This window comes from Halodesulfurarchaeum formicicum, from assembly GCF_001886955.1.
Taxonomy (GTDB): domain Archaea; phylum Halobacteriota; class Halobacteria; order Halobacteriales; family Halobacteriaceae; genus Halodesulfurarchaeum; species Halodesulfurarchaeum formicicum.
On the sequence record NZ_CP016804.1, the window covers coordinates 1,485,686 to 1,504,813 of the forward strand.

Below are 19,128 nucleotides of genomic sequence, written 5' to 3' on the forward strand. Positions count from 1 at the left end.
CGACGAGCGTGTAGACGCGTATTACAGCGCGTTTACTGCGTTCTGTCCCCTGAGAAGGGACCCGACATCGGCAATGGGTTTAAGTGTGTGTAGAGTGCTACTATAAAAGTGCGATGACACGGTCTACCCGCCAGCGGGAGCGACAAGCGGCCGAGACCGAGGAGTCAAAAGAGGGCGTCAGGGAGTGCCCGGAATGTGGCTCCGAGGATCTGGTCAAAAGCTCCGACCGGGGCGAGCTCGTCTGTAACGAGTGTGGACTCGTCCTGGAAGAGGAGAAGATAGACCCCGGCCCGGAGTGGCGCGCCTTCAACCATCAGGAGCGCCAGCAGAAGTCCCGCGTGGGGGCCCCGACCACCCAGACGATGCACGACAAGGGGCTGACGACCACGATCGACTGGAAGGACAAGGACGCCTACGGTCGGTCGATCTCCTCGAAGAAGCGAAGCCAGATGCATCGGCTTCGCAAGTGGCAGGAACGGATCCGGACCAAGGACGCCGGCGAACGCAACCTCCAATTTGCCCTCTCGGAGATCGACCGAATGGCGAGTGCGCTCGGGGTCCCACGATCGGTACGCGAGGTCGCCTCGGTTATCTATCGCCGGGCGCTCAAGGAGGACCTCATTCGCGGCCGATCGATCGAGGGCGTTGCCACCTCGGCCCTGTACGCCTCCTGTCGCAAGGAAGGCATCCCCCGCAGTCTCGAGGAAATCTCGGAGGTCTCGCGGGTCGAACGCAAGGAGATCGGTCGGACGTATCGGTATATTTCACAGGAACTCGGGCTGGAGATGAAACCCGTCGATCCCAAGAAGTACGTCCCCCGGTTCTGTTCCGAACTCGAACTCTCCGAAGAAGTCCAGTCCAAAGCAAACGAGATCATCGAGACGACCGCCGAGAAAGGGTTGCTCTCCGGGAAATCCCCGACTGGCTACGCCGCCGCCGCGATCTATGCCGCCTCACTGCTGTGCAACGAGAAGAAGACCCAGCGGGAGGTCGCCGACGTCGCCCAGGTGACCGAGGTCACGATCCGGAACCGGTACCAGGAGCAGATCGAAGCGATGGGCATCCACAACTAGAGTCGAAGCCGTTTTAGCCGCGCCAAGTGTCGATCAAGCCATGAGCGGGCCGTGGACTCAGTGGGATCACGTGCTCAAAGTCGATCCCGACAAGGAACTCGCCGGCGATGACACGTTCGCCGACGTTTGCACGAGCGGCACCGACGCCATCGAAATCGGCGGGACGACGGGGATGACCGAGGAGAAAATGGAGCGGGTGGTGGGCGCCTGTCGCGAGTACGACGTGCCACTCTTCCAGGAGCCGTCCAACCCGGGTGTCGTCATCGAGGATCCGGGCCTGGACGGCTATCTCATCCCGACAGTGTTCAACGCCGGGGATCCCTTCTGGATCACGGGCGCCCACAAGGAGTGGGCACGCATCGACGAGGTCGAGTGGGATCGCACCCACACCGAGGCCTACATCGTGCTCAACCCCGACGCCTCGGTTGCCACTTACACCGAGGCGAACTGCGATCTCGACACCGAGGAGGTCGCGGCCTACGCGGCGGTCGCCGAGCGACTCTTCGGCCAGGAGATCGTCTACCTGGAGTACTCGGGGATGCTCGGGGACACCGAGACGGTCGCGGCCGCGACCGAGGCACTCGATGACTCGACACTCTTCTACGGTGGCGGGATTCGAGATTACGAGTCAGCCAAAGCGATGGGCGCAGTGGCCGACGTCGTGGTCGTCGGCGACCTCGTCCACGAGGAGGGGGTCGAAGCCGTCGAGGAGACCGTCCGCGGCGCGAAAGAGGCCTGACCGGTCGGCCGAAATACTGGCGTTTAAGAGCGGCCCGGGATCTAGTCACGTCCATGGAAGACCGGACACACGCTGCAGACGCCGAGCCTGGCATGTCGGTCACCGTCGCCGGGTGGGTACACGAGATTCGCGACCTCGGGGGGATCGCCTTTCTCATCCTCCGCGATCGAACGGGCAAGATCCAGATCAAGTTCGAGAAAGACGAGTTGCCCGACGAACTCGTCGAGCGGGCGCTCTCGGTCCACCGCGAGAGTGTCCTCTCGGTCACGGGCGAGGTCTTCGAGGAGGATCGGGCCCCGACCGGCGTCGAGGTCGTCCCCTCGGAGATCGAGGTGATCGCCGCGGCCGACCCCGAACTGCCCCTGGACCCCTCGGGGAAGGTGGGCGCCGACCTCTCGACGCGACTCGACAACCGCACGCTCGACCTGCGGCGCGACGAGCCACGGGCGATCTTCGAGATCCGGAGCGAAGTGCTGCGGGCCGCCCGAGAGACGTTCCGCGACCTGGGCTCGACCGAGATCACCACGCCGAAGATCGTCGCCACCGGGACCGAGGGCGGGACCGAACTCTTCCCGATCACGTACTTCGGCGAGGAGGCCTTCATGAACCAGTCCCCTCAGCTGTTCAAACAGCTCCTGGCGGCCTCCGGGCTGGAGCGGGTCTTCGAGATCGGCCCGATCTTCCGGGCGGAGGAACACAACACGCCCCGGCACCTGAACGAGGCGACGAGCATCGACTTCGAGAGTGCCTTCATCGACGCCGATGAGGCCATGGACGTGGCCGAGACCTTCGTGCGTTCGGTCTACGAGGCCGTCCAGGAGAACTGCCAGGACGAACTCGAAACCCTGGGCCTGGCCGACTCCTTTACGGTGCCCGAGGCCGGCTTCCCCCGGATCACCTACGAGGAGGCGATCCAGCGAGCCAACGCCGCCGGCGTCGTCGACGAACAACTCACCTGGGGCGATGACCTCCCGACCGAGGCCGAGAAAGCCCTCGGTGAGGAGATGGACCAGCACTACTTCATCACGAACTGGCCCGCCTCGGTCAAGCCCTTCTACATCAAAGACGAGGACGACGATCCGGAGGTCTCGACCGGCTTCGACCTGAATCACCCCCGGATGGAACTGGTCTCGGGCGGGCAGCGCGAACACCGCTACGAGGAACTCGTCGAGGGCTTCGAGGCCCAGGGCCTGGACCCGGCGGCCTTCGAGTACTACACCAAGATGTTCAAGTACGGCATGCCGCCCCACGCGGGCTGGGGGATGGGTGCCGAGCGGCTGCTCGTGACGATGCTCGATCTGGACAACATCCGCGAGGCCGTCATCTTCCCGCGGGACCGCTCGCGGCTCTCGCCGTAGTGGATGCCCGACCGGGCTGCGGCCACCGCGTTCGTCCCCGGCCACGTCACCGGCCTGTTCACGGTCGATCGGCGAGAAGCACCGGCTGAAACCGGGTCCCGCGGCGCAGGCCTGACCCTCGAAGCCGGCGTCGAGGTGACCTGCCAGCCGGCCGACCGGACGACCATCACGCTCGACGGAGCGCCGACCAGCGTCGAATCCGTCTCCCGGGTGCTCGACGCGCTAGGGGTCGAGGCAACCGTCGAAGTCAGTACGGACCTCCCCATCGGACGAGGCTTTGGGCTCTCCGGCGGGATGGCTCTGGGAACCGCACTCGCGGCGAACGAGGCGGCCGGGCTGGCCCACACGATGAACGAACTGGTCTCCGTCGCCCACGTGGCCGACGTCGAGGCGGGCACCGGACTGGGCGACGTCGTCGCGCAGGCCCGGGGTGGCATCGTCATCCGCGAGTCCCCAGGAGCGCCGCCCCACGGGGCCCTGGACGGAATTCCCGGCGGCGGCCGCGTGGAGTACCTCGCGCTCGGTGAACTCTCCACACCCGATGTCCTCACCGAGCACCCGGACGTGCTTACCCGGGCCGGAACCGCAGCCCTGGAGCGCCTCCAGGAACGGCCCACTCGATCGCAGTTCATGCAGTCCGCCCGCCAGTTCACCGCCGACGTGGGACTCGCCACGGCGCGGGTCGAGTCGATCCTCGCGGCCGTCGAGGAGACCGGCGGCGTGGGTTCGATGGCGATGCTCGGCGAGACCGTCTTCGGGTTTGGCACGGCACTCAGCGACGCCGGCTACGAGCCCCAGGTGACACGTGTCGATCCGGCCGGGGCCCGAATCGAGTAGCGGGGTTTTTGGCGGCGCGTGAACTAGGCCACTCGATGACCGACTGCGATGAGATCCCGGCCGATCACCCCCGGCACGACTCGCTCGTGACCCGCCACCGGATCGAGGCGGGCGTGGACGCCGGTATCACCAGTCGACAGGGACTCATCGCCCAGGGACGCGGCGAGGCCTTCGATTACCTGCTCGGCGAGGAGACGATCCCGAGTGCCGACCGGGCCGCTCGCGCGGCGGCAGCGACCCTGCTGGCCGCCGAGCACCCGGTGTTGAGCGTCAACGGGAACGTCGCCGCGCTCGTTCCCGAGGCGATGGTGCAACTGGCCGAAACAGTGGACGCCGACCTCGAAGTCAACCTCTTCAACCGGACCGAAAAGCGAATGGCGGCGATCGAGTCCCACTTAGAAGACCACGGGGCGAGGGAGGTCAAGGGCCGAAACGCCGACGCCCGCATCCCGGGCCTCTCCCACGAGCGGGCGAAAGTCGACGCCGACGGCATCAAAGCGGCTGACGTAGTGCTCGTTCCGCTGGAGGACGGCGATCGCGCCCAGGCGCTGTCCGAGATGGGCAAGACCGAGATCGTGATCGATCTGAATCCGCTCTCCCGCTCGGCCCAGGTCGCGGCCATCCCGATCATCGACAACATTCTCAGAGCGGTCCCGCGGATCACCGACCACGCGAGGGACCTCGCAAAAGCGGGCCCGGAAGCGATCGAACAGGCTCGAACGGACTTCGACGCCGCTGAGGCACTCGACGCCGCAGAAGCGCGGATTCGCGACGGCCTTTGATCGATCAGGATTCGGTCAGTTCGGTCGCGACCCGCCGAACCGTGCGTGCAAGGCCGTCCGCAGCCGGGCCGAGCAGATAGACGATCGGCTCGATGCCGACCGCGCCCTGATGGTAGAGCACCGTGGCCTCCGGGTGGGCGTCGATGGCTGTAGTCACGGCCGATTCGAGATCGGCCGCCCCGATGTCGAGTTCGACGCTCTGGTGGCCCGCATCTTCGAGCGCCGCGAGCGTGGCGTCGCTGTAGGCGAGGTTCAGGCCGGCTCTGGCCGAACTCCCCGCCTCACGCGCGCTGATCAGAACCCCACCGACGTACTCGCTGACGCCAAAGTCGGGGTCCGCGGGGACGTCCACCCGACCCCCCACGTCCCGAATCCGGCCCGGAATGCCGATCACGTCCTCGCGGCTCGCGGCCCCCGGCAGACACTCGACCAGGTTCGAGCCGACGTGTGGCACGAGGGTGGCAACGCCCGGCGTCTGTGAGAGGACACGCAATCCCCGACGAACCGAGGAGCGGGCGCGCTCACGTTCGATAGCTGCCTGATCGGGGCCCGGCTCGCTGAAGTCATAGGACAGGTCCTGCAGTTCCGGGACCGCCGCCTCGTGGAGGTCGGCGACGATGTCGCCCGGGCCGGAGAGCCGACGGAGCAGGGCCTCGATCTCGACGAGCGCGTGAACCGGCCGCATGTCACCAGTCGCGAGCCCCGTAGCTAGCTCGGAGACGAGTGCCTGAACGCGCTCGTCCTGTGCGACTGTGTCCCTGGTCTCGACCTGTCCCTGGGCGTACTTCGAGACGGCGCTCTGGCTCAGGCCCAGTTTGGCCGCGACGGCCTGCTGGGTGAGTCCCCGCTCGCGCAACTCCGTGGCGAGCAGGACCCTGATCGTGGGCAGTACCTCCTCGACAACGATCTCCGCGCGGAACTTCACTCCTGGGTCCCCTCGAATTCGGCGTCCGAGCCGATCCGCGAGGCGGCCGGCCCGGACTGGTCCTGGTACTTCGAGCCGCGCTCCGAGCCGTATGGCTCACGGGCCGGGCTAGTGAGTTCGGTGAACACTAGCTGTGCGATCCGCATCCCGGGGGAGAGCGCGACCGGCGCGGTCCCGAGATTCGACAGTTCGAGCGTGATTCGGCCGCGAAACCCCGGATCGACGAACCCTGCAGTGGCATGTGTTATCACGGCAAGCCGTCCCAGCGAGGATCGGCCCTCGACCTGCGCGACGAGATCCGAGGGGATCTCGACGCGCTCTTTGGTGGTCGCGAGCACGAAGTCCCCGGGGTGGAGGATGAACTCCTCGCCCTCGGCGACGTTGGTCTCCGAGACGTAGTCACTCACCTGGTTCTCCCGCTGGGGGTGGATGCTCGGGATGTTGGTCCGCTGGAACTCCAGAAACTCCTCGCCCAGTCGCACGTCCACGCTCGCGGGCTGAATCTGCAGCGCCGGGTCATCGAGTGGCTCGATGACCAGAGTCCCCGATTCGAGTCGATCGAGGATGTCGCCGTCCGAGAGGATCATGCCGGAGTTCGGGAGCCAAAGTGCCTTAAGCAATCCGACGTCGACTGCGGAGGGTCACGCCTAAGAGGGTCCGCCCAGTCAGTCGGGGCATGAAACAGGCCATCGTCGTCCGGTCGGACCTCGATATGGGCACCGGGAAACTCGCGGCCCAGGTCGCCCACGCCGCGCTTTCGGGCTACGAGGACGCCCCCGCCGACGCGCAAAAAGAGTGGAAGAACCAGGGCCAGCGCAAGGTCGTCCTGGAGATCACCGGCGAGCGGGCGCTCTTCGAGGTCCACGAGAACGCCAAAGCCGCCGGCCTCCCCACGGCGCTGATCCGGGACGCCGGGCGAACCCAGCTAGACCCCGACACCCCGACCACCGTGTCCGTCGGCCCCGCAGGCAACGACGCGGTCGACCGGATCACGGGCTCGCTCTCCCTGTTCTGAAAACCGAGCCTTTTGAGCGCGGGGGGCCAACTCCGGATGATGCGACCGGCCCACGAGGAAGAACGCCCCTACGGGATCGAGTGGTACGCGAGCGACAGCGACGGCGTCGGCGGCCGGCTCCGGGATCGACCCGCTGACTTCCGGGTTCGCGAGCGAGAGCGCTTCGATTTTCACCCCATCGAAACCGACACCGGCGATTACCCCTGGCTCGTCTGTCGGGTCACGCTGCGGAATACGGACACGAACGACTTCGCCAGAGAGCTCTCGAACCGGCTCTCGATGAGCCGCGAGCGAGTTCGCTGGGCCGGCACCAAGGACAAGCGGGCGATCTCGACCCAGCTGTTTACCCTCAAAGGCGTCGACCCGGCCGAAGTCCCTGCCATCGATGGGGCGGAGATCGAGATCCTCGGGCGGGCCGGTCGCGGGCTGGCCTTCGGTGACCTGCTGGGCAACGACTTTACGGTCGTGGTCCGGGACCCGGACGCCCCGAACCGGGCCGAGACGATCACGACCGAACTCGAATCGCGGTTCGGCGGCCGGCCCGGGGTCCCGAACTACTTCGGCCACCAGCGGTTTGGCAGCTATCGCTCGATCACTCACGAGGTCGGGCTCGCCGTCCTCCGGGGGGACTGGGAGGGCGCGGTGATGGCGTACCTGGGGAATCCGAGCCCGCACGAGCCAGCGAGCACCCGGGAGGCCAGGGAGTTCGTCGCCGAAACGCGGGACTGGGAAACGGCCCTGGATCGCTTTCCGAACCGTCTGCGCTACGAGCGGTCGATGCTTCACACGCTAGTCGACTCGCCGGCAGATTTCCAGGGGGCGCTTGGAACCTTCCCCGAGAACCTGCAGCGACTCTTCGTCAACGCCGCCCAGTCGGCCGTTTTCAACCGGATTCTGAGTCAGCGACTCGACGCCGGGCTCCCGTTCCACGAACCAGTCGCCGGCGACGTGGTCGCCTTCGCCGACACCGACGCGCCGGCGGACTTCCCGATTCCGGATATGGACCGTCTGCAGCGGGTGTCCGAGGGTCGGACCGAGGTGATGGCCCGTCATTGCAAGCGCGACCGGGCGTTCGTCACGGCCCCCCTCGTCGGGACCGAGACCGAGTTCGCCGCGGGCGAGCCGGGCGAAATCGAGCGGAAGGCGATGGCCGACCTGGGGCTGGAGCCGGCGGATTTCGAGCTCCCAGAGCCGTATCACTCCACCGGGACCAGACGGGCGATTTTGCTTCGCGTGGACCCGACGATCCAGCACGATCCGCTCACCTTCGAGTTCGGGCTCCCCAAGGGGAGTTACGCCACTGTCCTCCTCCGGGAGTACCTCAAGGTCTCGCCCCGGGCGCTCTGAGCTACCGGTCCCGGACGTCGATCGGGTCTTCGATATCGCCCATGATTGATTCGAGCAGGTCGGTCACGGTCACCATCCCGACGACCGCACCGTCCTCGAACACCAGCGCGAGTTCCTGGTGTTCGGCCTGGAACTGGTCGATCGCGTCGCTCACGTCGACGTCCGGCGAGAGTGTCATCGGCGGGGCCGCGATCGCCTCGAAGTCGATATCGTCGGCCGTGACGCTCCCGTCCTCGAACAGCGCCGGGACGTAGACGATCCCCCGGAAGTCGGTGAGCGAGTCACCGACGAGTGGATATCGCGTGTGGGGAGTGGCGGCGATGCGATCGAGGTTTCGGTCGGCGGTGTCCGTGGTCCGGAGCGCGACGATCCGATCGCGTGGGACCATCACCTCACGAACCGGCTGTTCGCCGACATCCAGTGCGTTCAACACCTCCTCGCGACGGTCCGCGGCGATGTCACTCTGGGCGAGGATCGAGTCCATCTCCGAACGAAGATCGGCCCGACTCTCGATCTCCCGGCCCTCCAACCAGGCCCCGGTCATCTCGATGCCGAAGAGCCGCAGGGTCAGTTTGGCGATGCCATCGCCCAGCGTGATGACCGGCGACATGAGCCAGTGGAACCAGTAGAGCGGAATCGCCCCGTACCGGGCGACAAAGCGCGAGCGCTCGACCCCCAGGTAGGTGGGTGTCTGCTCGCCGTGAGTCAGGTGAACCAGGTTGATGATGAGAAAGGCCAGAATGCCGCCGGAACCGACCGACGCCAACAGCGTGTTCCGGAAGAACGGCTCGAAGAGGGCCGCCAGCGCCGGTTCGGCCACGATCCCCACCGCGATACTCGACGCGGTAATCCCGACCTGACAGGTCGTAAGGTAGAGTTCGAGGTCCTGGGTCATCTCCCAGGCCCGTTCGAGTCCACGACTCCCTGTTCCCAGGAACTCCGCCTTCGAGAACTGTCTCGCGCGGGTCAGAGCGAACTCGATCGCGACGAAAAAGCCGTTCGCGAGGATGAGCGCGATCCCGGCCAGGATCCGCAGCGTGATCTCGACAGCCTCCATCGTCTCGACCGACGGGTGACACCACCTTGAAACGGACGGCAGCGACCCGGATCAGCAGTCCTTTACTCGGCCGGCAGGAACAGCCCCCATGGCGTGTCGCCGGTGTGGACGACCGCTCGACCGGCCCGGAGACTACTGTCTCTCCTGTGACACCGCAAACGCCGACGCCGTCGTCCTCGCCGTCGAACCCGACCGGGCCACCCTGACGATGCTCTACGAGGAGCGTGTGCTGGGGGTAACCGAGATCCCGACCACGCCGGAGACCGAATCCACGCTCTCGACCGTGCAAGTCCGGAACTTCGCGGGTCGGATCGCCGATGAGATCCGGCGCAAACGCCCCGATTCGGTGTACGTGACCGGCGACCGGACGGTCATCCAGGCGCTGCGGAAACAGATCCACTATCCCGTCTACCGGGTTCCCGAATCCGAACCGGTCGAAACAGTTCTGCAACGGCGTGGCGAGGCCGAACTGGACGTGATCGACGCCCCACCGCGGGAGAAGATCGGCGGGTCACACTCGACCGTTATCGGGGGTCGGGACGGCCAGCGGGCGATCGAGACGATCGCCGGCCACCCCAACGTGAAGAAGGTCGTCCCGGGCCCGATCGACGCGGGCGGGAGTGGCTCCCGGACGGGAACCCGGGCGAAGGTGAGCCGCTCGGACGAGAACGGCAACCTCAGGCTCGTACTGCGGGACGGCTCGAGCGTCCAGGAGAACCGGGTCGTGACCACGGCCCGGGATCGGGAGACCGGCGAGCGAGTGCGGGAGGATCTGAACGAGGCCCTCATCGATGCGGACCTGCGGGAATCCTGAGTCGGACACAACACGTTTTTAACCGCGCTTTGACTAACCGAGTCCATGAGCGAATCCGATCGACGTCGACGGACCGGCAGTGCGGGTCGTTTCGGTGCCCGCTACGGGCGGCTGGCCCGGCGACGCGTCGCCGAGATCGAGGCGGACATGCACGCGGACCACGTCTGCCCCGAGTGTGGTTCCCCGTCAGTCGACCGCCAGGGCAGTGGCATCTGGGAATGTGGCTCCTGTGGGTACACCTTCACCGGCGGCGCGTACCGCCCCGAGACACCGGGTGGACGGGCAGTCATTCGTTCGATCCGCACCGCACTGTCCGAAGACGACACGACCGAGGAAGCGACGGAGGAATAGATGTCCTACAAGTGCTCCCGCTGCAAGCGCGACGTGGAACTCGACGAGTACGGTGGCGTTCGCTGTCCCTACTGCGGTCATCGCGTGCTGCTGAAGGAGCGCAGCCGGGACATCAAGGAAGTCCAGGTCGAGTAGTGCACGAGACGACTGTCGAACTCTCCTATCGATCGAGTGATCGCGCGGCCACGATCGAGGCGGCCCTCCGCCCGGAAGTCGGGGCGATCGCCGGTGACCGAACCACTGTCAGTCTCGACCGAGCGGGGGCGGAGTTAGAACTGACAGTTCGAGCCAGCGACCCAGTCGCGCTTCGGGCCGGCCAGAACACCTGGCTTGGCCTGCTCGAAGTCGCGGAAACAGTTCAGACGATCAGGTAGGCGACGGTCGCTCCCCGAGTGTCACGTCGACGGTGAGCCGCTGGCCCCCGCGATAGACCGTGAGCGAAACCGTCTCGCCGGGGCGAGTGTGTAGCATGAGATACCGGCTGAGATCCTCCTGGCTGTGAACCGGCTGGCCGTCGATCGCCACGATCACGTCCGCGTCGCTTGGCACACCGCCGGCCGAGGTCCCAGTCCAGTTGCCGGCCTGGAGCACGCCATCGGCAGGCCCGTCGGCCGTGGTCTCGACGACCGCGATGCCGGTCGCCCGTTCGAGATCGTTTTCGGCCGCGACGCTGGGTGTCACGGGAACCGTCCGAATTCCCACGAACGAGTGGGTGATCGAGCCGTCCGCGATAAGCTCGGGCACGACCCGCTCCACGAGCCGCGCGGAGATGGCGAACCCGATGTTGTCACCCTCTTTGGCCCGGTTCACGCCGACGACAGTCCCGTCCATCGACACCAGCGGGCCGCCGCTGTTTCCGGGGTTGACTGGCGCGTCGGTCTGGACGGTGTCGGGGACCGAGAAGCCGCCGTTTACTCGCATCGAGCGGTTGACCCCGCTCACGATGCCGTGGGTGATCGTCCCCTGCAAGCCGAAGGGACTGCCAAAGGCGGCGACTGGCTGGCCGGGTCGGGGGACTGACTCCGCAAGCGGGAGTGGCTCCACTCCGTTGGGTACCGAATCGACGCGGACGACCGCCAGGTCCGTGTAGGGATCGGTGCCGACGACCGTTCCGGTGCGCCAGGCACCGTCCGAGAACTGGACGGTGAGGTCGGTGGCGCCCTGGACGACGTGGGCGTTCGTAACCACGTGGCGTCGATCGTAGAGGAATCCCGATCCCTGAGAGGTGCCGGCGTCGGTCTCGACGCGGAGTTTCGCCACCGAATCGGCGGTCTGCTCGTAGAGTTCGGTCAGGTTCCCATCGGTGGCCCCCGTCTCGGCGGGTGCCGGGGGGTCGACAGACGGGCCAGCATCGGCGCCGAACACCACGATACCGGCTCCGGCACCCAGGAGGGCCCCGAGAAACACCGCGATTACAAATGCAGAGAGGAGGGGTCGCATTGACGGGGGGTACTCGGGCCGTCCCTACAAGTGTGCCGACCGGCGGTCGGGGGCGATTCTCATGGGGAGGTACACAACAGGGGACTTTTCAGTCGGCCCCTCTTCCGGACGAGCATGCAGGGCAACCTTCCGCCGGAAGCACAGGAGAAAGTCGAAGAACTCGAAGACCTTCAGGAGACTGCCCAGAAGGTCTCGATGCAGAAACAGCAGGCCGAAACACAGCTCACCGAGACCGAGACGGCCCTCGAAGAACTCGAAAACATCGAGCCCGGCACGACGATGTACCGGGAGGTCGGCGAGCTGCTCGTCGAGACCGAGTACGACGAGGCCCAGACCGAACTCGAGGACAAGGCCGATACGCTCGAAGTTCGCGTACAGACCCTGGAGAAACAGGAGAACCGCGTGCGCGAGCAGTTCGAGGAACTCCAGCAGGAACTGCAGGAGCTCCTCTCCGGCGGTGCCGGCGGCATGGGTGGCGGCCCGCCGTCCCCCGACGGCGTCTGAATGGTCGATTCGGACACGGTCGTGGAGACGGCCAGCGAGGCCGCCCACGGGTACGTGTTCTCACGCCTCAAGAAGTCTGACGTCGAGGACATCGACGTCACCGTCTCCTTCGAAGACCAGGTCCTGGAAGTCGACGTCTCGATACTCGCACCCGAGGTCGAGGCCGACCTGGAACGGATTGCGGACGACGCGGCGCGGGCGGCTGGGAACGCAGTCGACGACCTCTTCGAGCAGTAGGCCCCCGCGGTTTTCAGGTGAGGAAGAAGATGAGCAGTGTCACGGCTGCCGTCGCGACGATGACCGCAGCCGCCAGGCCCCCACCCATCGAAATGACGGCGTTTGCCTGACTGGCCAGGCTCTCGGTCCGGTCGTTGCCGAAGACCGTGACACTCGCCATCTCCGTGGCCATCCCGGCCTCGACGGGTTCGCGGTCCTCGCGGGCGCGATCGACCAGTTCGACCACGCGGTCGATCAGCTGGTCCTGATCCAGCGCGCCGCCGACTTGATTCGAGGACCGAACCGTGTTCACGATGTGCGTGTCCGTCGTCATGACCTCCACGGCGTCGACGCCGTCGATCGCCGCGATGATGCGGTCCCGGAGCCCCGGTTCCATGTTGTTCCCGTCGATCAGCACGTAGGCGACCTGTTCGCCATCGACCGACAGGACGGCCACCCGGATCCCCAGCGGGCCGATCCCCTCCTCCGGCCGCCAGTTCGTGGGGTCCCAGGCCGTGCCGAGCTCCATCGGGCCGGTCGATTCCGCCTGGAGGGAGGCGGCCGTGTCGCTGACCGCCTGTATCAACTCGAAGGAGCGGCGACTCCCCGGCACGACGTGGCCCAGATCCTCGCCCTGCAGGCCGTTGTTGCTGTTGTGTGCGTCCGCGACGAGCACGTCGTCCATTCCCTCGACCCGGGCCTCGGCCCCCGCCGCGAGGCCAACGGCGTAGGCGATGTCGTCAGCGAAGCCGGGCGCGAAGGTGCTCACGAAGAGCGCGTCGTCCCCGAAGCGCTGGCCGAGAACCGAGGCCTCACCGACGTCCACCCGAACTGGACGAGTCCCGCTGTCGCCGTACTCGATCTGCTCGGCCGCCCGATCCGCCGCGTCGATCAGGGTCTCGACCTCGCGTTCGGTCACGAGGTTGAAGTCGTGCCCGGCGGTGGCGTGGGGCGGGAAAGCCAACCCCGTGGTCGATTCAGCCACCCGCTGGGGCAGGTTCCCACCCCCAATGTCTCCCATCGGGCCGGGGTGGATCATCGGGAGGACAAAGCGGGCCTTCTCCTCGCCGTCCGGCTGCCGGAAGGAGAGGACCGTCACGGGAACGACCGCCTCCTCACCGATCTCCTCGAAGAAGTCCTCGAGTTCGCGAGAGCCCTCCGCGATGTGGCCGATGAACCCACGGAGGAAGTCAAGCGAACTCACGTCGAGGCTGCGTCGCCACGGGCGATCCAGAATGCGCAGGAAGGCGTAGGCCACCCCCGTGTAGAGTGCCGACATCCCGATCAGGAGCGTGAAATCGCCCGGGACGAACGCGTACGTTATCTCCGGCGGTGCGTGGCTGGGCCGAGACAGGAGGGCCTGGAAGTACGGGCCACCACCCAGTGTCAGGTAGTTCATCGTGCCGCTGTACACGAACAGGAAGAGCCCGGCAAAGCCAGTCTGCACGCTCGCGGGGAGGATCGCGGACAGCGGATGGGTCCGGGAGACCGCATGCACCACCAGGAACCGGAACGCGAAGATGAGCGCCAGCGCCCCGATGAGCGCGTCGTAGACGAAGTTCTGCCCGAGGCTCGTAACCGCCGCGAGCAGGCCGGCGGCCGTGAGCACCGACACGGCGATCAGCAGACTCACCGTCGCGAGCAGCGTCGAACGGTTGAACGTGAACTGCCCGCCCAGCGCCCGATCGATCGGGGCCGTCAGCACGCTCGCGACGACCGTCGGCACGCCCAGATAGAAGACCCCCAGCCAGGCGTCCTCGAAGATATACCGGGAGTCGAAGGCCGCGACGCCGACCAGGGCGGCGACCAGCAGGCCGACGGCCATCGTGGAGTACCAGCGCGGCGTCCGGAAGATGTACCGGGAGAGGCCGGCCAGTTCGCCCTGGTTCGTGGTCATGTTACTGACAGATGTCGCGGAAGTTCGCGAACAGCTCTTCGCCCCGTTCGGTGTGGGCGACCTCGGGGTGCCACTGCACGCCGTAGATATCCCGGTCCGTATCCGACATCGCCTCGACGCCACAGACGTCGCTTTCGGCGGTGCGCTCGAAGCCCGGGGGCACCGTCAGGACTTCGTCGGCGTGGCTCGCCCAGGTTCGAATCGAGGGCGCGAGCGACCCGACAAGTGGATCCGACTCGGAAAGGATCCGGACCTCGACGTCGGCATACCCGCCGTAATCGCCCTCGCCGACCTCGCCGCCGAGTTCCTGAGCGATGAGCTGATGGCCCAGACAGATACCGAGCACGGGGATGTCCAGATCGAGGTACGCCGCCGAGTTTCCCGTCTCCTCGATCGAGGGGCCACCGGAGAGCACCAGCCCGTCGGCGTCGATCTCCTCGGGCGGTGTTTCGTTGTCGATCAGTTCCGTCGAGACCCCATCGAGATCCCGGAGCATCCGGTGCTCCAGATGGGTGAACTGGCCGTGATTGTCGATGACGTGGATATCGATCATTGACGGACTTACCCGGGACGGACTCAAAAACCCATTCGTTCTCAGGGCTCCCGATCGAACCGGTCCGCGGCCGACTCGAAGGACAGCTCCGAGAGTTCCTCGCTCCGACGGGCCTCCGCGGCGGCCAGGGCCTCGGGGGCCGGGTTCGCGTCGTCGTCGATTCGTCCCCAGGAGTCGTGCACGGCGGCGTGACACCAGCGACAGAGCGTGACCGTGATCTCGTGGGAGACCGCTTTTTCGTCGGGATACACGAGGTGGTGGGCTTCGAGCAGGGGCCGGGAGTCCTCGTGGGCCTGGCGACGCTCTTCGAGCCCACAGCGGGCACATTTCTCGGCGGTGCTCGTGTCCCGGTAGTGCGGACAGTCCTGCCAGTCACGCTCGGCCGCACCGACCAGACACTCGAAGTCGGCCGCGCGCCGTCGATCGGCGAACGTGGGGTCCGCTCCGGGGTGGTCCAGCGGGAATCGACACCGCCCCTCGCTCGTGACGTGATCGCAGGGCCCCGCGTGGGCGTAGGGGTCATCGACTCCAACGCTGGTTCCCGTTGGCGTCCGCTTCACGGTCGAAAATCGAACGGCAGAGAGGAATTCTTTTCGCCCCGCCGGTCCGAGCGCCCTTGTGCCCCTCGTACACGTCGCGGACGGCGAGACACGCACGCTCGCGACGGACGTCTCGGTCGCGGACTCGTTCAGACAGAAACTCCAGGGCGTGATGTTCCGCTCGTCGCTCCCAGCGTCCTATGGGCTGGTCTTTCCCTTCGAGACAGCCAAGACACGCGGCGTCCACATGCTCTTCGTCCGCGTCCCGATCGACGTGCTCTGGCTCGTCGACGGGACGGTGACAGCCGTTTCGCGACTCCAGCCCTGGACCGGGTTCGAGCGCCATCGCGCGGACAGCATCGTCGAACTGCCCGCGGGCACGGCCGACGCGATATCGCCCGGTGATCGCGTGGAACTGCGGGAGTAACGCAAATATTGCATCCCGGGTTCGACTGGTGTAATTTAAGTAGCCAGGTCGCATTCGAGGACGTGTGGCAGCGATGACCACGGATCGATTTATTGCGGGTGCAATCTAACGCACCCCCCGACAGCGACGTACAGCTCCTCGATACCACGCTCAGGGACGGCGAGCAAGCCCCAGGTGTGTCCCTCACGGCGGCCGAGAAGGTCGAAATCGCCCGCGCACTGGACGACGCGGGCGTCTCGGTCATCGAGGCGGGCAGTGCCTGTACCGGCCCGGGCGAGCAGCGGGCCATCGAGCAGGTCACCAGCCAGCACCTCGACGCGACGGTGACCAGCTTCGCGCGCGGGGTCCAACACGACGTCGACCTCGCGCTCGATGCCGACGTGGACGGCATCAACCTGGTCGTGCCGGCCAGCGACCGCCACGTCGAGACGAAGGTGGGAACCACGAAGACCGGGGTCCAGGAGACCACGGCCGAACTCGTCGAGTACGCCACCGACCACGGTCTCTGGGTCGAGGTGATCGGCGAGGACGGGAGCCGGGCGGACCCCGACTTTCTCCAGGAACTCGCGGCGGTCTCCCACGACGCGGGGGCCGACCGGTTCGCCTACGCCGACACGGTCGGCCACGCGAGCCCGGACCAGGTCGCCGAGGCAGTGGCCGGCCTGGCCGACCTGGGCCCGGTAAGTGTCCACACTCACGACGACCTGGGCCTCGCACTCATGAACGCGCTCGCGGGCGTGGGCGAGGGCGCGGACCTCGTTCACGCGACCGTCAACGGCATCGGCGAGCGGGCGGGGAACGTAGCCCTCGAAGAGGTCGTCGTGTCCCTGTGGCACGGCTACGACATCGAGACGGTCGAGACCGAGTCCCTCTACGGCCTCTCCAGCCTGGTCGCGGACGCGATGGGGATGGAGCTCCCGCCGAACAAAGCCGTGAGCGGGCAGAACGCCTTCGCCCACGAGAGCGGGATCCACACCGACGGCACGCTCAAGGACGAGCGCATGTACGAGCCCTACCCACCGGAGGCGGTCGGGCGGGAGCGACGACTCGTCCTGGGCAAACACGCCGGCCGGGCCGGGGTGCGCGCCGCGCTCGACGAGCAAGGCGTCTCGGTGACCGAGGACCAGCTCGAAGCGATCGTCTCGCGGGTGAAGGCCCTCGGCGAGCGCGGCAAGCGTGTGACGGACACGGACCTGCTCGCCATCGCCGAGGACGTGACCGACGTGGACCGCGAGCGCCAGGTCGAACTGCTCGATCTCACCGCGACCAGCGGGTCGAGCACCCCGACCGCGGGCGTCCGGTTGCGCGTGGGCGACGCCGAGCGGGTCGCGAGCGGCACCGGGAGCGGGCCGGTCGACGCCGCGATGAAGGCGGTGAAGAAGGCCCTGGGGAATCTGACCTTCCACCTCCAGGAGTATCACGTCGACGCGATCACCGGCGGCACCGACGCCGTCGTCACCGTCGAGGTGACCCTCTCGCGGGGTGATCGCTCGGTCGCCGCGACGGGCAGCGAGGCGGACATCACCCTGGGCAGCGTCCATGCGATCGTCGACGGGCTCGATCGCCTGCTGGCCACCGAGGACGACCCAGCGCTCCCGGCCGACGACTGACACGTTCGGGTGGCCCCCGACACTATTGGGACGCGGGGACCTATCGTGATAGGATGACAGTCGCCCAGTTCCCGCCACGCGTCTCCGAGAGCGAGCTCTCCCGACTCGCTGACACGGTTCGGACGGCCGGCGAGCGGGAATCCATTTCGGTCCGGGCCCCCGGGATGGATGCCGAAATCGGGTCGGTTCCGTCCGGAACCGAAACCGACGTGGCCGAAGCAGTGACCCGGGCCCGTGCTGCCCAGCAGTCCTGGGCGAATCTCCCGGTCGAATCCCGCGCCCGGATCCTCCGCCGGTTTCATGAAACGATCCTCGACGATCGAGCCACCGTACTCGACCTGATTCAACTGGAGACCGGGAAGTCCCGCCTCGACGCCCTCAACGAGTTGCTGGACGTCGCGAACACCGCCCGATACTACGGGCACCGACCGGCCCTGCTCGAACCTGAACCCCGACGGGGTGCGATCCCATTCCTGACCCGGACGACCGTCGAGCACCCGCCGGTGGGGGTGGTCGGCGTCATTTCGCCGTGGAACTATCCGTTGACCCTGTCGATCGCTGATGCGATTCCAGCGCTACTCGCGGGCAACGCCGTCGTGTTGACTCCGGCGAGTGCGACCCCGTTTACCGCCCTGCTGGTGTGGACCCTCCTCAGACGGGCTGGCCTCCCGGAGGACGTCTTCCAGGTGGTGACGGGGCCGGGTGGGACAGTGGGCCCGGCACTCGTCGATCGGGTCGATTTCGTTGTCTTCACCGGGAGTACGGGGACCGGGCGAAGGGTCGCCAGTCGCGCCGGGGAGAACCTGATCGACGCGACACTCGAACTCGGTGGCAAGAACCCCATGATCGTCCTCGCCGACGCGGATCTGGATCGGGCTGTCGCGGCGGTGATCCACGGCTCGTTCGGGAACGCCGGCCAGCTCTGTCTCGCCCTCGAACGACTCTATGTGAGCCGAGAGGTGTTCGACCCGTTCGTGGAGCGGCTGGTCGAACGGATCGACACACTCGAACTGGGGCTCAGGTACGACTACGGGCCGGACGTCGGCTCGCTGATCGGCCCAGCGCAGCTGGCCACGGTAAAAGCTCACGTCGAAGACGCGACCGAATCCGGGGCGACAGTCGAGGTCGGCGGCCGACATCGTCCGGCTGTCGGTCCGTACGTGTACGAACCGACCGTTCTGACGAACGTGGACTCCTCGATGACTATCACCCGCGAGGAAACGTTCGGCCCCGTGGTGACTGTCGAGCCGTTTGACGCCACGAGCGAGGCCGTCGAAATGGCCAACGAGACCGACTACGGGCTCAACGCGAGCATCTTTACGGACACGCCTGAACGAGGACGAGAACTCGCCAGCCGGATCGAGTGTGGGACCGTCAACGTCAACGGGGCCTACGCTCCCGCGTGGGGGTCGATCGACGCACCCATGGGCGGCATGCGGGACTCGGGAATTGGGCGGCGCCACGGCCCGGAAGGTGTGCTGAAATACACCGAAGCCCGAACGGTCTCCGAACAACGGGGGCCGTCGATTCACCCCCCGCGCTGGCTCCCGAATGGGTGGTACGAATCGGGAATGGTGTGGTTGCTTCGGCTCCTCGATCGGCTACCTGGACTGCGGTGAACCGCCTCGGGGTCAAGTGGTTCGA

At 66.7% G+C, this 19,128-nt stretch carries 23 protein-coding genes; 16 read left to right on the forward strand and 7 right to left on the reverse strand.

The features are described 5' to 3' along the window. Nucleotides 1-113: 113 nt before the first annotated feature. Genes HSR6_RS07715 through HSR6_RS07735 form a run of 5 tightly spaced genes read left to right on the forward strand, consistent with a single transcriptional unit; the run spans nucleotide 114 to nucleotide 4,789 of the window. Complete coding sequence (locus HSR6_RS07715) at nucleotides 114-1,073, forward strand: transcription initiation factor IIB (protein ID WP_070365327.1); 960 nt, start codon at nucleotides 114-116, stop codon at nucleotides 1,071-1,073. A gap of 40 nt (nucleotides 1,074-1,113) precedes the next feature. Next, entirely contained in the window at nucleotides 1,114-1,812 is a 699-nt protein-coding gene (locus HSR6_RS07720) for a phosphoglycerol geranylgeranyltransferase (protein WP_070365328.1), read from the forward strand. Between the two features lie 53 nt (nucleotides 1,813-1,865). Further along, on the forward strand, nucleotides 1,866-3,170 hold the full coding sequence (gene aspS / locus HSR6_RS07725; protein WP_071933276.1) for an aspartate--tRNA(Asn) ligase: 1,305 nt from the start codon (nucleotides 1,866-1,868) through the stop codon (nucleotides 3,168-3,170). Between the two features lie 3 nt (nucleotides 3,171-3,173). After that, entirely contained in the window at nucleotides 3,174-4,007 is an 834-nt protein-coding gene (locus tag HSR6_RS07730; protein ID WP_070365330.1) for a pantoate kinase, read from the forward strand. A gap of 35 nt (nucleotides 4,008-4,042) precedes the next feature. Further along, a complete protein-coding gene (locus tag HSR6_RS07735) occupies nucleotides 4,043-4,789 on the forward strand; it encodes a 4-phosphopantoate--beta-alanine ligase (protein ID WP_071933277.1) in 747 nt (248 codons plus the stop codon). Nucleotides 4,790-4,793: 4 nt separating this feature from the next. Here HSR6_RS07735 and HSR6_RS07740 read toward each other — a convergent pair whose 3' ends face one another. Both HSR6_RS07740 and dcd read right to left on the reverse strand, forming a co-directional pair. Then, nucleotides 4,794-5,714 carry a thiamine-phosphate synthase family protein gene (locus HSR6_RS07740; RefSeq protein ID WP_071933278.1) on the reverse strand — a complete coding sequence of 307 codons (921 nt, stop codon included), beginning with the start codon at nucleotides 5,712-5,714 and terminating at the stop codon, nucleotides 4,794-4,796. Then, nucleotides 5,711-6,301, reverse strand: coding sequence for a dCTP deaminase (dcd, locus tag HSR6_RS07745; RefSeq protein WP_070365333.1), 591 nt, complete (start codon nucleotides 6,299-6,301; stop codon nucleotides 5,711-5,713). The genes HSR6_RS07740 and dcd overlap by 4 nt, the downstream gene beginning before the upstream one ends. An 89-nt stretch (nucleotides 6,302-6,390) precedes the next feature. Between dcd and pth2 the strand changes: the two genes are divergently transcribed. Both pth2 and truD read left to right on the forward strand, forming a co-directional pair. Further along, complete coding sequence (gene pth2 / locus HSR6_RS07750) at nucleotides 6,391-6,729, forward strand: peptidyl-tRNA hydrolase Pth2 (RefSeq protein ID WP_070365334.1); 339 nt, start codon at nucleotides 6,391-6,393, stop codon at nucleotides 6,727-6,729. A 39-nt stretch (nucleotides 6,730-6,768) separates the two neighbouring features. After that, nucleotides 6,769-8,076 carry a tRNA pseudouridine(13) synthase TruD gene (gene truD, locus HSR6_RS07755; protein WP_070365335.1) on the forward strand — a complete coding sequence of 436 codons (1,308 nt, stop codon included), beginning with the start codon at nucleotides 6,769-6,771 and terminating at the stop codon, nucleotides 8,074-8,076. Nucleotide 8,077: 1 nt separating this feature from the next. Here the strand turns inward: truD and HSR6_RS07760 are convergent, their stop codons facing one another. Next, the gene (locus tag HSR6_RS07760) at nucleotides 8,078-9,133 is read right to left on the reverse strand and encodes a hemolysin family protein (RefSeq protein WP_070365336.1); all 1,056 of its coding nucleotides are present in this window, start codon (nucleotides 9,131-9,133) and stop codon (nucleotides 8,078-8,080) included. An 88-nt stretch (nucleotides 9,134-9,221) separates the two neighbouring features. Here HSR6_RS07760 and HSR6_RS07765 point away from each other — a divergent pair, with 88 nt between their 5' ends. From HSR6_RS07765 to HSR6_RS07780, 4 genes are read left to right on the forward strand one after another with little or no spacing between them, the layout of a single operon-like run. After that, nucleotides 9,222-9,947, forward strand: coding sequence for a DUF2103 domain-containing protein (locus HSR6_RS07765; protein ID WP_070365337.1), 726 nt, complete (start codon nucleotides 9,222-9,224; stop codon nucleotides 9,945-9,947). Between the two features lie 45 nt (nucleotides 9,948-9,992). After that, the gene (locus tag HSR6_RS07770; protein ID WP_070365338.1) at nucleotides 9,993-10,298 is read left to right on the forward strand and encodes a 50S ribosomal protein L37ae; all 306 of its coding nucleotides are present in this window, start codon (nucleotides 9,993-9,995) and stop codon (nucleotides 10,296-10,298) included. After that, nucleotides 10,299-10,433 (forward strand): DNA-directed RNA polymerase subunit P, encoded by a 135-nt coding sequence (locus HSR6_RS07775; RefSeq protein WP_070365339.1) that lies wholly within the window; start codon nucleotides 10,299-10,301, stop codon nucleotides 10,431-10,433. Beyond that, the gene (locus HSR6_RS07780) at nucleotides 10,433-10,672 is read left to right on the forward strand and encodes a KEOPS complex subunit Pcc1 (RefSeq protein WP_070365340.1); all 240 of its coding nucleotides are present in this window, start codon (nucleotides 10,433-10,435) and stop codon (nucleotides 10,670-10,672) included. The genes HSR6_RS07775 and HSR6_RS07780 overlap by 1 nt, the downstream gene beginning before the upstream one ends. On the opposite strand, the gene HSR6_RS07785 is transcribed toward HSR6_RS07780, so the two are convergent. Beyond that, a complete protein-coding gene (locus HSR6_RS07785; protein ID WP_071933279.1) occupies nucleotides 10,665-11,738 on the reverse strand; it encodes a S1C family serine protease in 1,074 nt (357 codons plus the stop codon). The genes HSR6_RS07780 and HSR6_RS07785 overlap by 8 nt on opposite strands. A gap of 114 nt (nucleotides 11,739-11,852) precedes the next feature. Here HSR6_RS07785 and HSR6_RS07790 point away from each other — a divergent pair, with 114 nt between their 5' ends. Together HSR6_RS07790 and HSR6_RS07795 are read left to right on the forward strand one after the other, a co-directional pair. Continuing rightward, entirely contained in the window at nucleotides 11,853-12,242 is a 390-nt protein-coding gene (locus HSR6_RS07790; protein WP_070365341.1) for a prefoldin subunit beta, read from the forward strand. Then, nucleotides 12,243-12,479, forward strand: coding sequence for a DUF3194 domain-containing protein (locus HSR6_RS07795; RefSeq protein WP_070365342.1), 237 nt, complete (start codon nucleotides 12,243-12,245; stop codon nucleotides 12,477-12,479). 13 nt (nucleotides 12,480-12,492) lie between these two features. Here the strand turns inward: HSR6_RS07795 and HSR6_RS07800 are convergent, their stop codons facing one another. Genes HSR6_RS07800 through HSR6_RS07810 form a run of 3 tightly spaced genes read right to left on the reverse strand, consistent with a single transcriptional unit; the run spans nucleotide 12,493 to nucleotide 15,468 of the window. Continuing rightward, nucleotides 12,493-14,355, reverse strand: a complete 1,863-nt coding sequence (locus tag HSR6_RS07800) for a DUF2070 family protein (protein ID WP_070365343.1) — start codon at nucleotides 14,353-14,355, stop codon at nucleotides 12,493-12,495. A gap of 1 nt (nucleotide 14,356) precedes the next feature. Then, entirely contained in the window at nucleotides 14,357-14,908 is a 552-nt protein-coding gene (locus tag HSR6_RS07805; RefSeq protein ID WP_070365344.1) for a GMP synthase subunit A, read from the reverse strand. Nucleotides 14,909-14,949: 41 nt separating this feature from the next. Beyond that, complete coding sequence (locus HSR6_RS07810; RefSeq protein ID WP_071933280.1) at nucleotides 14,950-15,468, reverse strand: DUF7097 family protein; 519 nt, start codon at nucleotides 15,466-15,468, stop codon at nucleotides 14,950-14,952. 58 nt (nucleotides 15,469-15,526) lie between these two features. Between HSR6_RS07810 and HSR6_RS07815 the strand changes: the two genes are divergently transcribed. From HSR6_RS07815 to HSR6_RS07825, 3 genes are all read left to right on the forward strand, one after another. After that, nucleotides 15,527-15,874: a DUF192 domain-containing protein gene (locus HSR6_RS07815; protein WP_070365346.1), complete on the forward strand. Its 348-nt coding sequence runs from the start codon at nucleotides 15,527-15,529 to the stop codon at nucleotides 15,872-15,874. An 83-nt stretch (nucleotides 15,875-15,957) separates the two neighbouring features. Next, nucleotides 15,958-17,484 (forward strand): 2-isopropylmalate synthase, encoded by a 1,527-nt coding sequence (locus HSR6_RS07820; RefSeq protein ID WP_071933281.1) that lies wholly within the window; start codon nucleotides 15,958-15,960, stop codon nucleotides 17,482-17,484. Nucleotides 17,485-17,537: 53 nt separating this feature from the next. Beyond that, nucleotides 17,538-19,103 (forward strand): succinic semialdehyde dehydrogenase, encoded by a 1,566-nt coding sequence (locus HSR6_RS07825; protein WP_071933282.1) that lies wholly within the window; start codon nucleotides 17,538-17,540, stop codon nucleotides 19,101-19,103. The last annotated feature ends 25 nt before the right edge of the window (nucleotides 19,104-19,128 follow it).

Coding starts and splice junctions, on each gene's coding strand:
- truD (WP_070365335.1), top strand. CDS start 6,769: ATGCGACCGGCCCACGAGGAAGAACGCCCCTACGGGATCGAGTGGTAC.
- HSR6_RS07760 (WP_070365336.1), bottom strand. CDS start 9,133: ATGGAGGCTGTCGAGATCACGCTGCGGATCCTGGCCGGGATCGCGCTC.
- HSR6_RS07795 (WP_070365342.1), top strand. CDS start 12,243: ATGGTCGATTCGGACACGGTCGTGGAGACGGCCAGCGAGGCCGCCCAC.
- HSR6_RS07805 (WP_070365344.1), bottom strand. CDS start 14,908: ATGATCGATATCCACGTCATCGACAATCACGGCCAGTTCACCCATCTG.
- HSR6_RS07790 (WP_070365341.1), top strand. CDS start 11,853: ATGCAGGGCAACCTTCCGCCGGAAGCACAGGAGAAAGTCGAAGAACTC.
- HSR6_RS07735 (WP_071933277.1), top strand. CDS start 4,043: ATGACCGACTGCGATGAGATCCCGGCCGATCACCCCCGGCACGACTCG.
- HSR6_RS07775 (WP_070365339.1), top strand. CDS start 10,299: ATGTCCTACAAGTGCTCCCGCTGCAAGCGCGACGTGGAACTCGACGAG.
- aspS (WP_071933276.1), top strand. CDS start 1,866: ATGGAAGACCGGACACACGCTGCAGACGCCGAGCCTGGCATGTCGGTC.
- dcd (WP_070365333.1), bottom strand. CDS start 6,301: ATGATCCTCTCGGACGGCGACATCCTCGATCGACTCGAATCGGGGACT.
- pth2 (WP_070365334.1), top strand. CDS start 6,391: ATGAAACAGGCCATCGTCGTCCGGTCGGACCTCGATATGGGCACCGGG.
- HSR6_RS07770 (WP_070365338.1), top strand. CDS start 9,993: ATGAGCGAATCCGATCGACGTCGACGGACCGGCAGTGCGGGTCGTTTC.
- HSR6_RS07720 (WP_070365328.1), top strand. CDS start 1,114: ATGAGCGGGCCGTGGACTCAGTGGGATCACGTGCTCAAAGTCGATCCC.
- HSR6_RS07800 (WP_070365343.1), bottom strand. CDS start 14,355: ATGACCACGAACCAGGGCGAACTGGCCGGCCTCTCCCGGTACATCTTC.
- HSR6_RS07825 (WP_071933282.1), top strand. CDS start 17,538: ATGACAGTCGCCCAGTTCCCGCCACGCGTCTCCGAGAGCGAGCTCTCC.
- HSR6_RS07730 (WP_070365330.1), top strand. CDS start 3,174: ATGCCCGACCGGGCTGCGGCCACCGCGTTCGTCCCCGGCCACGTCACC.
- HSR6_RS07785 (WP_071933279.1), bottom strand. CDS start 11,738: ATGCGACCCCTCCTCTCTGCATTTGTAATCGCGGTGTTTCTCGGGGCC.
- HSR6_RS07765 (WP_070365337.1), top strand. CDS start 9,222: ATGGCGTGTCGCCGGTGTGGACGACCGCTCGACCGGCCCGGAGACTAC.
- HSR6_RS07715 (WP_070365327.1), top strand. CDS start 114: ATGACACGGTCTACCCGCCAGCGGGAGCGACAAGCGGCCGAGACCGAG.